At 71.4% G+C, this 10150-nt stretch carries 10 protein-coding genes; 3 read left to right on the top strand and 7 right to left on the bottom strand.

The window, feature by feature from the left end:
* A partial coding sequence (locus K8V84_RS05060; RefSeq protein ID WP_304071041.1) for a VWA domain-containing protein occupies positions 1–1150 on the top strand: 1150 nt, incomplete at its 5' end.
* A 282-nt stretch (positions 1151–1432) separates the two neighbouring features.
* Here the strand turns inward: K8V84_RS05060 and K8V84_RS05055 are convergent.
* From K8V84_RS05055 to K8V84_RS05035, 5 genes are all read right to left on the bottom strand, one after another.
* Complete coding sequence (locus K8V84_RS05055) at positions 1433–2245, bottom strand: putative hydro-lyase (protein ID WP_304071038.1); 813 nt, start codon at positions 2243–2245, stop codon at positions 1433–1435.
* Positions 2242–3111: a biotin-dependent carboxyltransferase family protein gene (locus K8V84_RS05050; protein ID WP_304071035.1), complete on the bottom strand. Its 870-nt coding sequence runs from the start codon at positions 3109–3111 to the stop codon at positions 2242–2244. Before K8V84_RS05050 ends, K8V84_RS05055 begins: the two co-directional genes overlap by 4 nt.
* Positions 3108–3719 carry an allophanate hydrolase subunit 1 gene (locus tag K8V84_RS05045; RefSeq protein ID WP_304071033.1) on the bottom strand — a complete coding sequence of 204 codons (612 nt, stop codon included), beginning with the start codon at positions 3717–3719 and terminating at the stop codon, positions 3108–3110. The genes K8V84_RS05050 and K8V84_RS05045 overlap by 4 nt, the downstream gene beginning before the upstream one ends.
* A gap of 64 nt (positions 3720–3783) precedes the next feature.
* A complete protein-coding gene (locus K8V84_RS05040; RefSeq protein ID WP_304071030.1) occupies positions 3784–4545 on the bottom strand; it encodes a 5-oxoprolinase subunit PxpA in 762 nt (253 codons plus the stop codon).
* Between the two features lie 118 nt (positions 4546–4663).
* Positions 4664–5920, bottom strand: coding sequence for a divalent metal cation transporter (locus tag K8V84_RS05035; RefSeq protein WP_304071028.1), 1257 nt, complete (start codon positions 5918–5920; stop codon positions 4664–4666).
* Between the two features lie 188 nt (positions 5921–6108).
* Here K8V84_RS05035 and K8V84_RS05030 point away from each other — a divergent pair, with 188 nt between their 5' ends.
* Together K8V84_RS05030 and K8V84_RS05025 are read left to right on the top strand one after the other, a co-directional pair.
* On the top strand, positions 6109–6816 hold the full coding sequence (locus K8V84_RS05030) for a GntR family transcriptional regulator (RefSeq protein WP_304071025.1): 708 nt from the start codon (positions 6109–6111) through the stop codon (positions 6814–6816).
* 52 nt (positions 6817–6868) lie between these two features.
* Positions 6869–7654 carry an aminotransferase class IV gene (locus K8V84_RS05025; protein WP_304071022.1) on the top strand — a complete coding sequence of 262 codons (786 nt, stop codon included), beginning with the start codon at positions 6869–6871 and terminating at the stop codon, positions 7652–7654.
* Here the strand turns inward: K8V84_RS05025 and K8V84_RS05020 are convergent.
* Positions 7651–9774 (bottom strand): MMPL family transporter, encoded by a 2124-nt coding sequence (locus tag K8V84_RS05020; protein ID WP_304071019.1) that lies wholly within the window; start codon positions 9772–9774, stop codon positions 7651–7653. The two genes, K8V84_RS05025 and K8V84_RS05020, sit on opposite strands and share 4 nt — an antisense overlap.
* A gap of 194 nt (positions 9775–9968) precedes the next feature.
* A partial coding sequence (locus tag K8V84_RS05015) for a DUF2867 domain-containing protein (RefSeq protein WP_304071017.1) occupies positions 9969–10150 on the bottom strand: 182 nt, incomplete at its 5' end.

Below are 10150 nucleotides of genomic sequence, written 5' to 3'. Positions count from 1 at the left end.
CTTCGGGCTGGTCTCCTTCAACACCCGGGCGAAGGTGGAGGTGCCGGCCGGGCCGCTCACCGACAAGGACTCCCTGCGTCAACGGCTGTCCCAGGTGCGTGCCCACGGTGGCACGGACCTGTCGGGCGGGTTGCTCCGCGGGGTCCGGGAGGCGCGGCGGGCGAGCGAGGGCCGGGGCGCCACCCTGCTGTTGATCTCCGACGGGCACGCCAACCAGGGCACCACCGACCACGACCTGTTGCGGGAGGTGGCACGCGACGCCTACGAACACGGGATCACCGTGACCACCCTGGGTTACGGGCTCGGGTACGACGAGGAGCTGTTGGGGGCGATCTCAGAGGGAGGCGCGGGCAGCGCGCTGTTCGCGGAGGACCCCGACACGGCCGGCGGACTGATCGCGCAGGAGACGGAGTACCTGCTGGCCAAGACCGCACAGGCGACGTCGGTGACGGTCCGGGGCGGCGAGTTCGTGGAGCGGGTGTCGGTGGTGGGCGAGTCACCGGCGAGCCGGTTGGACGACGGCGCGCTCATGGTGGATCTGGGCGACTTCTTCTCCGGGGAGGGCCGCCGATCACTGCTGAGGGTGTCCACGGCGGTGCTCGCGGAGGCGAAGAAGCGCAACGACGGCGAGGATGTGGTTTTGGCGCAGGTGGAACTCACCCACGTGGACCCGGCGACGTTGGCGACCCACATCGACACCATGGAGGTGCGGGTGCGGACCGCCTGGCGGGTGGACCGGCGTGAGGCGGACGAACGGGTGCGCGCCGAGGAGCTGTTCCAGGAGGCGCAGTCGGCCAAGCGTCGTGCTTCGGAGGCCATGCGCCGAGGCTCGCGGGACGAGGCCGCCCGCTATCTGCGGGAGAGCGGTGAGCGGATCCGGGAGGCGCGGGTGGCGCAGCCGTTCCCCGGGATCGGCGAGGAGATGGCCGCCCAGGCCCGGGCGATGGAGGTGATGGCCCGGCAGGCGGAGGACGACGACGCGCGGCGGGCGGCGAAGACCTTCTACGCGAGCAGCGCCGGTGGGACGCGCGGTCGTGGACCACAGGGGCGGGACGGCGGCCGGCTGGAGGAGGGTCGGTCTCGGTTGTTCGGTGGGCGTGACCGTTCCGGGGAGTCCTTCCCGGACGCTCCCGCCGGCGAGGAACGCTGATCGGGGGAGGCCGGGCATCATGCCGGTCCGAGGCCATGACCGTGGTGGGTTCGCCCGGTTGGCCGGTGACGGCCAAAGCCCTCCGGGGCCGGCAAGGGAGCGGTAGAACAGGCCCTTGTCGGCCCCGGCCCGTGAGGAGGCACAGTGTCCGACCGGCTTGCCGATGTCGTCATACTCGTGCTGTTGATCCTGTTGTCGGTCTGGTCGAACAACAACTTCGTGTGCCCCTGAAATCGCCGGCCGGAACGCTCGGGGGCCGTCCACTCGGTGATGGTCGGTCGGTCAGGGGACCTGGTAGGTGGAGTCGCGGACGTCGGTGATGGCCATGTGGCCCGGGGCGTGGCCGATGGCGAACTCGGGGGCCGAGGCCATCACCGCGGCCTGCGGAGTGACCCCGCAGGCCCAAAAGACCGGGATCTCGCCCTCGCGGACCTCGACCGGATCGCCGTAGTCCGGTCTGGTCAGGTCCTCGATGCCCAGGGCCGAGGGGTCGCCCACGTGCACGGGGGCGCCGTGCACGGCCGGGTAGCGGGAGGTGATCCGCACCGCGTCGGCGACCTGGTGGGCGGGGATCGGGCGCATGGAGACCACGAGCGGGCCGCGGAACCGGCCGGCGGGGCGGCATGGTCGGTTCGTCTCGTACATGGCGACGTTGCCGCCCGTCTCGATGTGGCGAACCGGCACACCGGCCTCCAGCAGCGGGGTCTCGAACGTGAAGCTGCACCCGATGAGGAAGGAGACCAGGTCCTCACGCCACAGGTCGGTGACCTCGGAGCGCTCCTCGACGTACTCCCCGTCGCGGTACACCCGGTAGGCGGGCAGGTCGGTCCGCAGGTCTCCGTCGAACACCGAGGCGGACACCTCACCGGGTTCGGTGACGTCCAGGACCGGGCAGGACCTGGGGTTGCGCTGGGCGAACAGCAGGAAGTCGAAGGCCAGGTCGCGCGGCAGGCACAGCAGGTTGGCCTGGGCGTAGCCGTTGCTGTAACCGGAGGTGGGCACGCGCGTCCCGCCGCGGAACAACTCCCGGGCCCGGGCGGGCGGCAGGTCCGCCGGAGGGTACGAGGAGGCCGGTGAGACGGTCTCGGGGCTCATGGGTTCCACCTCCAGTGGACGAAGCGGATGCGGGTACCGGGGCGGGCCTGGGCGGCCACGGGCAGGTCCGCCGCGCACACCACGGCGATGACCGGGTAGCCGCCGGTGACGGGGTGGTCGGCCAGGAACAGGACGGGTTCGCCGCTGGTCGGCACCTGCAGGGAGCCGGGCACCATGCCCTCGCTGGGCAGTTCGCCCTCGCGGGAGCGTTCCAGGGCGGGGCCGGCCAGGCGGGCACCGACCCGGTCGCTGCGCGGGGTCACTTCGAAGACGTCGTCGAACAGCGTGCGGTGGGCCCGTTCGGTGAACCAGTCCTCGCGCGGGCCGAGGCACACCCTCAGTCGCACCTCGTCGGCGCCGACCGGGCCGGTGGGCGCGTGACCCAGGACCGGCTGCGCCCGGGGGGCCGGTCCGACCGGCAGCAGGTCGCCCGGCTCGGGCAGGGCGGGGCCGAGGCCGGCCAGCACGTCGGTGCTGCGCGAACCCAGCACGGGCCTCACGTGGATGCCCCCGCGCACGGCCAGGTAGGAACGCAGGCCACGGGCGGGGACGCCGAGGGAGAGTTCGGCCCCGTCCGGCAGGTGCAGGACCTCGTTGACGGCGGCGCCCCGGCCGTCGACCCGCACCGGTGTCTCGGCGCCGGTCACGGTGACGGTGACCGGGCCGCGGGCTCGCACCCGCAGACCGCCGAGGGTGACCTCCAGGGTGGCCGCCTCCGACGGGTTGGCGAGGATGCGGTTGGCCAGGGCGTGGGAGCGCGCGTCGGCGGCACCCGAGCGGCCCACTCCGAGGGCTGCGTGGCCGAAACGCCCGGTGTCCTGCACGGTGGCCATGGGCCCGGTGGCCAGGATCTCCAGGAAGCTCACGCGGCCTCCTCGAAGCGCACGCGCACCCCCGGTCGCAGCAGCCCCGGTGGGTCACGGTCCAGGTCCCAGGAGACGACGTCGGTGTGGCCCAGAAGCTGCCAACCCCCGGGCGAACTGCGCGGGTACAGGCCGGTGAACTCGCCGGCCAGCGCCACCGATCCCTTGGGCACCCGGGTGCGCGCCTCGTCGCGCCGGGGTACCCGGAACCGCGGGTCGTCGCCGACCATGTAGCCGAAGCCGGGCGCGAACCCGCAGAAGGCGACGGTCCAGGTGGCCGCGGTGTGCGCGCGCACGACCTCGCGCGGGCTCAACCCGATGAGTTCGGCGATGTCGGCGAGGTCCTCACCGTCGTAGTGCACCGGGACGGTGATGGTCTCCCCCGTCCCCTGGGCGACGTCGACGGCCAGGGGGATCCGGGTGACGGCGGCGGCGACCTCGGCCGGGTCGGTGCCGGGTGACAACCGCAGCAGGACCGTGCGGGCGGCGGGGACGACGTCGGTGACGCCTGGAAGCGGGGCCGCTTCCAGGGCGGCGCCCAGGGCGATGACCTGGGCGAGGTCGGCGACCTCGACCAGGACCCCGGTGTCCGCGCAGTTCAGGACGCGCAAGGGCTGCTCCAAATCTGACCTGTCGGGGCGGGTGCACACGGCCCCCGGTTGATGGTGGTTCGGTTCAGGCGGCGGTGAAGGGGGCCACGGTGATCCCCTCGGCGCGTAGCCGTTCGGCGACGGCTCGGGCGATGTCCACGGCACCGGGGCCGTCCCCGTGCACGCACAGGGAGTCGGCCTCGACCAGGATCTCGGTGCCGTCGATGGCGGTGATGGGTTCACCTCGGGCGATGCGCAGGCAGCGGGTGGCGATGGCGTCGGGTTCGTGCAGCACGGAGCCGGCCTCCCGGCGCGAGACGAGGGTGCCCTCGGGGGTGTAGGCGCGGTCGGCGAAGGCCTCCCGGTAGGTGGGCAGGCCCGCCTCCTCGGCCTTCTCCAGGAAGCGGGAGCCGGGCAGGCCCAGCACGGGCAGTGCGGGGTCGAAGGCGCGGACGGCCTCGACCACGGCGGTGGCCTGTTCCTCGTGGTGGACGATCGCGTTGTACAGGGCGCCGTGCGGCTTGACGTACCGCAGGCCCTGCCCGTTCAGGCGGGCGAAGACCGACAGGGCGCCGAGCTGGTAGAGCACCTCGTCGGTGAGTTCGGCGGGCGGAACCTCCATGAAGCGGCGGCCGAAGCCGGCGAGGTCGCGGTAGGCGACGTGGCCGCCGATGGCCACCCCGCGGGCCGCCGCCTCCGCGGTGGTGCGACGCAGGGTGGAGGGGTCTCCGGCGTGGAAACCACAGGCCACGTTGGCACTGGTGACGACGGACAGCAGGGTCTTGTCATCACCGAGTTCCCAGCGGCCGAAGCTCTCGCCGAGGTCGGAGTTGAGGTCGATGCGCAAGGCGGTGCTCCTCTTTTCCTGTCGCTCGCTTCCCCTTGCGGGGTCGTGTGGTGGCGGTGGGCGGGGCGGCTTGGTCGGCGCCGCGCCCACCGCGGTTCGGGTGTCCTGTCGGCAGGCCCTACTGCCAGAGCGCGGCGATGCCGCCCAGGGAGTTCACGGCCATGTACACGGTGAGGGCCCAGGCGAGCACGCCGACGATCAGCAGCCAACGCGGGTAGCGGTAGCCGTCGAGCAGGGTCGCCGAACGGCGCCAGGCCACCCACAGCAACAGGCCGAGGCCTACCGGCAGGATGACGCCGTTGAGAGCGCCGGCGAGGACCAGCAGCGTGTTCGGGGCCTGCCCGGAGACCAGGAAGATCACCAGGGAGATGCCGATGAAGGCGGTCACCAGCTTGCCCTTGTGGCGCTCCAGCCACGGCGAGAACGTCGTGATGAAGGAGATGGAGGTGTAGGAGGCGCCGATGACGGAGCTGACCGCGGCCGCCCACATGATCATGCCGAACAGGCGCATGCCCACTTCGCCGGCCGCCTGGTAGAAGGCCTCCGCGGAGGGGTTGGCGGCCTGCATGATGTCGGCCCCACCGGCGACGACGCCCAGGATCGCCAGGAACAGGACGACGCGCATGACACCGGTGATGATGATGCCGGTGACGGAGGTCTGGGTGATGGCGGAGATGTTCTCGCGTCCGCCCTTGCCCCGCTCGATGAGGCGGTGCGCGCCCGCGTAGGTGATGTAGCCGCCTACGGTGCCACCGATGATGGTGATGGTGGCGAGGAAGAGGTCGCCGCTGGCCGCCTCCGGCATGACGGACTGGCGCAGGGCCTCGCCGACCGGTGGGCCGGAGATGACGGCCACGTACAGGGTGAGGCCGATCATCAGCACACCGAGGACCACCAGGACGCGATCCAGGGCCAGACCGAGCTTGTTGCTGGCCAGGATGACGACGCCGATCGCCGCGGAGACGACCGCGCCGATGCGGGGGTCGAGTCCGATCATGGCGTCGAGGCCGAGCCCGGTGCCGGCGATGTTCCCGACGTTGAAGACCAGACCGCCGAAGACGATGAGGACGGCGAGCAGGTGACCGGCGCCCGGGAGGACCTTGTTGGCCAGGTCCTGGGCCCGCATGTTCGAGACGCCGATGACCCGCCAGACGTTCAGCTGGACGGCGATGTCCACGAGGATCGACACCAGGATCGCGAAGGCGAACGCTGCGCCGAGCTGCGCGGTGAAGGTGGTCGTCTGGGTGATGAACCCGGGACCGATGGCGCTGGTGGCCATCAGGAACATGGCGCCGAGCAGACTGGTGCTCAGCGCCACGCGACCGAAGCGGGGACGCACCGGAGCGGGTGGTGGCGTCGAGGGCTGGTCGCTCATGGGTGACTCTCCGAGTGTGGCTGAGGGAGCTGGGATGTGGCCAACCTCATCGTTGGATTGTTGAACAATACTGCAATCACCGACCCGCCGATAAGGGGCACTCCGGTAAAAACTCCTCGACTCCGCTACGTAACATTGGTGGCACCACCGCGCCCCACCGGGCGTGGACGAACAACAGGGAGCAACCTGTGACGGCGACCGACGACCACATCGACCGGCTGCCCGCACCCGCGATGGTGCACGCCACCAGCCAGGCCGAACGCGTCGCCGACATGCTCCGCGCCTTCGTCATCGACGGTGAGCTGGCACCCGGTGTGCGCCTGTCCGAGGAGAAGCTCAGCCGCAAGTACCAGGTCTCCCGGAACACGTTGCGCGAGGCGTTCCGGTTGCTGAGCCGGGAGCGTCTGCTGGTGCACCGCATGCACCGGGGCGTGTTCGTCGCCCACCCCACCGGCGAGGACGTGCGGGATCTTTTCAACGCCCGTCGTGCCCTGGAGCTGCCCGCCGTGCGCGGGGCCGCACAAGCACCGGAACCCCTGATCAGGGCGGTCGGCGCGGCCGTCGAAGAGGGCGAGCAGGCGCGCGACGAGTCGGACTGGTGGCGCATGGGCAGCGCCAACATGCACTTCCACGAGGCGCTGGGGGCACTGGCCCAGAGCGCCCGGGTCGACGAGTTCATGCGCCAGGTCCTGGCCGAGACCCGGCTGGTCTTCCACGTGATGGCCGCGCCCCGGGAGTTCCACGACCCCTACCTGCCCTGGAACCGGCGGATCCACCTGGCGTTGGCGGCCGGGGACACGGAGGCCGCGGCCGAGGAGTTGGCGGAGTATCTGGCCACCTCGGAGGAGCAGCTGACCACGGCCTTCGCCGAGATGGAACGGGCCGCCCGGGACTGAGCCGGCCGGCTCCCCTCCCGGAAGGTCCCCAAGTGTCAGAATGGGCCGCGTAATGGAACTGAACGGACGTCCCGTCAGCACGGGAGAACTCTCCGGCCTGGCCCTCCAGGGCTACGGACACTTCACGACCATGCTGGTCACGGATCTGCGTGTGCGCGGTCTGCGGCTGCACACCGAACGGTTGAGCCGTGACTGCAAGACCCTCTTCGGCACCGACCTCGACATCGCACGCGTGCGCGAGCTCGCCCGGCGCGCGGCCCGTGCCCGCCCCTCCCCCTCCATCGTGCGGGTCACCGTGTTCGATCCGTCCCTGGACCTGGCCCGGCCGGCGGGCCGTTCACTGCCCCAGATCCTCGTCTCCACCCGGCCCGCGCCGACCTGCGAGCCCGAACCGGTGAGCCTGGGCGTCCGGTCGTTCTCCCGGGACAGCCCGACGGTGAAGAGCACCTCGCTGTTCGGGTCGATCCGGCAGCGCCGCGCGGCACAGTTGGAGGGGTTCGACGACGCGCTCTTCGTCGGGGTCGACGGTCGGATCTCGGAGGGGCCGACCTGGAACATCGGATTTCTGGACGGGTCGGGGCTGGTGTGGCCGCAGGCCCCATGCCTGCCCGGGGTGACCATGGAGTTGGTGAGTCGGGCCGCCCAGAAGCTGGGCGTCCCGGTCTCCACCCGCCCGCTGGCGGCGGTCGCCGCCACCCGGATGGCGGGTGCGTTCGTCACCAACGCCACGACGGGGGTGCGCCCCGTTGCGGTGTTGGACGGTGTGCACCTGCCCCGCCCCCAGGTGCTGGGCAGGCTCGCCCACGCCTACCGGGAACTGGCCGGTGACCCGCTCTAGCCGACGTTCTCCGTGTCCTCTGTGTTCTGGGCGGCCTCGGTGGCGGGCCCGCGCCCGGCGCGACCGGGCCACCACAGGCGCGGCCCCACGTCCAGGGAGAGCGCCGGGATGAGCACGGAGCGCACGAGCAGGGCGTCGATCAGTACACCGAAGGCGACCAGGAACGCCAGCTGCAGCAGGAACAGCAACGGGATGACCGCGAGCGCCGCGAAGGTCGCCGCCAGCACCACACCGGCGGAGGTGATCACCCCGCCGGTGACGGTGAGCGCCCGCAGGACGCCCTCCCGGTGTCCGTGCCGGAGCGTCTCCTCCCGGGCCCGGGACATCAGGAAGATGCTGTAGTCGATGCCGAGCGCGACCAGGAACACGAACGCGAACAGCGGCACCACCGGGTCGGCCCCGGGCAGCTTCAGGACGTGGTCGAACACCAGGGTTCCCACGCCGAGGGCGGTGGCGAACGAGAGTACGTTGACCGCCATGAGCAGGAGCGGGGCCACCAGGGAACGCAGCAGCGGGATCAGCACCAGGAACACCACGACCAGCACCAGGGGGACCACGACCACGAAGTCGCGCTGTGCGGTCTCTCGGGTGTCGAGGTCGGTGGCGTCCACACCACCGACCAGGGCCTCGGCGTCCGACACCTCGCGCACGTTCTCACGCAGTTCACCGACGATGTCGAGCGCGGCGGTGGTCTCGGAGGCCACGGCCAGGTCGACCTCGATCAGCACCCGCCCGTTCTCCACCAGGACGGGGGCCTCCACCCCGGGCGGGCCCGGTTCGGTCACCGCCGCGGCGCCCTCCACCCCCGGGGTCCCCTCGGCGGCGGCCACGACCTCCTCCAGGTGGTCGGCGTCGGCGATCACCGTGGTGGGCGCGGCGCTGAAGTCGGGGCCGAAGCCACGGTCGAGGGTGTGCTGTCCTTCGACCGCCTCGACCTCGGTGCGGAACACGTCGGCCTGGCCGGTTCCCTCGGCGGTGAACTGGGGCGCGAACACCGCGGCGGCGAGCAGCAGACCGGTGGTGGCGAGCCAGAAGGCGCGCGGACGGCCGGCGACGCCTCGGGCGATCCTCCCCCAGAACGGGTGCTGCTCCAGGACCCGGTCGATGCTCTGTCCCTCCTTGTCCACACGGTGCGGGGCGGTGGGCCAGAAGGCGGCACGTCCGCACAGCGCCAAGGTGGCGGGGAGGAAGGTCATCGCGGAGAGCATCGCGGCGACGATGCCGATGGCGACCACGGGTCCGAGGCTGCTGGTGGAGTTGAGGTCGGCGGCCAGCAGGCAGAGCAGGCCGAGGATGACGGTGCCGCCGGAGGCCAGGACGGGGCCGGTGACGCCGCGAATGGCGGCGAGCACGGCCGTGGGGACCCGCTCGGTGGTGGCGAGTTCCTCCCGGTAGCGGGCCACGAGCAACAGCGCGTAGTCGGTACAGGCGCCCACCACGAGGATGAACAGGATGCCCTGGCTCTGGCCGTTGAGGGTGACCAGTCCGATGTCCGCGGCCAGATAGACCAGTGCGCCGGACAGCCCGAGGGCGAGCAGGGAGGCGACGATGACCAGGATCGGCAACAGCGGCGAACGGTAGACCGCGATGAGGATGACCAGTACGGCGGCGACCGCGACCAGCAGCAGGGTGGAGTCGATGCCGCCGAAGGCCGCGACGAGGTCGGCGGCGTATCCGGCAGGCCCGGTGACCTGGACGGTGAGGCCGTCGACGGGTTCGTCGGCGATCAGCGCGCGCAGCTCGTCCACCGTGTCGCGGGTGTCGTAGGTGTTGTCGATGAGGACGACGAGTTGGGCGACGGAGGCGTCCTCTGTCCCGGGGAGGGGGCCGATGACCTGGCCGGAGACCCAGGGCTCCTCACCGATCCGTTCGGCCAGGGCCGTGGCGTCGGCGAGGTCGGCGGCGTCGAGGTCGTCCTCACCTGAGAGGACGACCATGGCCGGGACGGTCTCGGACCGGTCGAAGTCCTCGGCCAGCCGGTCGGCCTCGGTGGACTCGGCGCCGGCCGGCAGGAAGGCGGCGGGGTCGTTGGTCTGGACCTCGCCGAGTTCGCCGAGGAACGCTCCCAGCGGCCCCGCGCCGAGGATCCACACCAGGGCGACCAGGAGGGCCGTACCCACCCACCAACGTGACCGCCGAGGCGACCGTTCCGGTCCAGTGCTCACCGTCGGGTGTCCTTCCACGTTCGAGGAAAGCTCGACTAGAAAACAGAGCCTCTTGTATTTCTAGCTAATTCTGGCATTACGCTACCGCACCCTGACCGGTGTTCTTCACCGCGACTCCGACGACGGTCGAGGGCGCCGTGGACGCCTCCCTACTTCACGGTGTCGCGTTCGGCCCGGGCCGCGATGTTGGCGGCCATCGATCCGAACACCACCCCGTGGAACGGCCTCACCGCCTGCCAGTACAGGTGCCCCGCCAGCCCTCGGGGATGGAAGAGCGCTCTTTGGTGGTAGACCGTTCGCCCCCGCACCCGGGCCACACCCAGCTCCAGCC

The sequence above is a fragment of the Nocardiopsis listeri genome (assembly GCF_020741345.1).
GTDB classification, from domain to species: domain Bacteria; phylum Actinomycetota; class Actinomycetes; order Streptosporangiales; family Streptosporangiaceae; genus Nocardiopsis; species Nocardiopsis listeri_A.
Note: the sequence above shows the minus strand (reverse complement) of the source record. Positions and strands in the feature narration are given on the sequence as shown.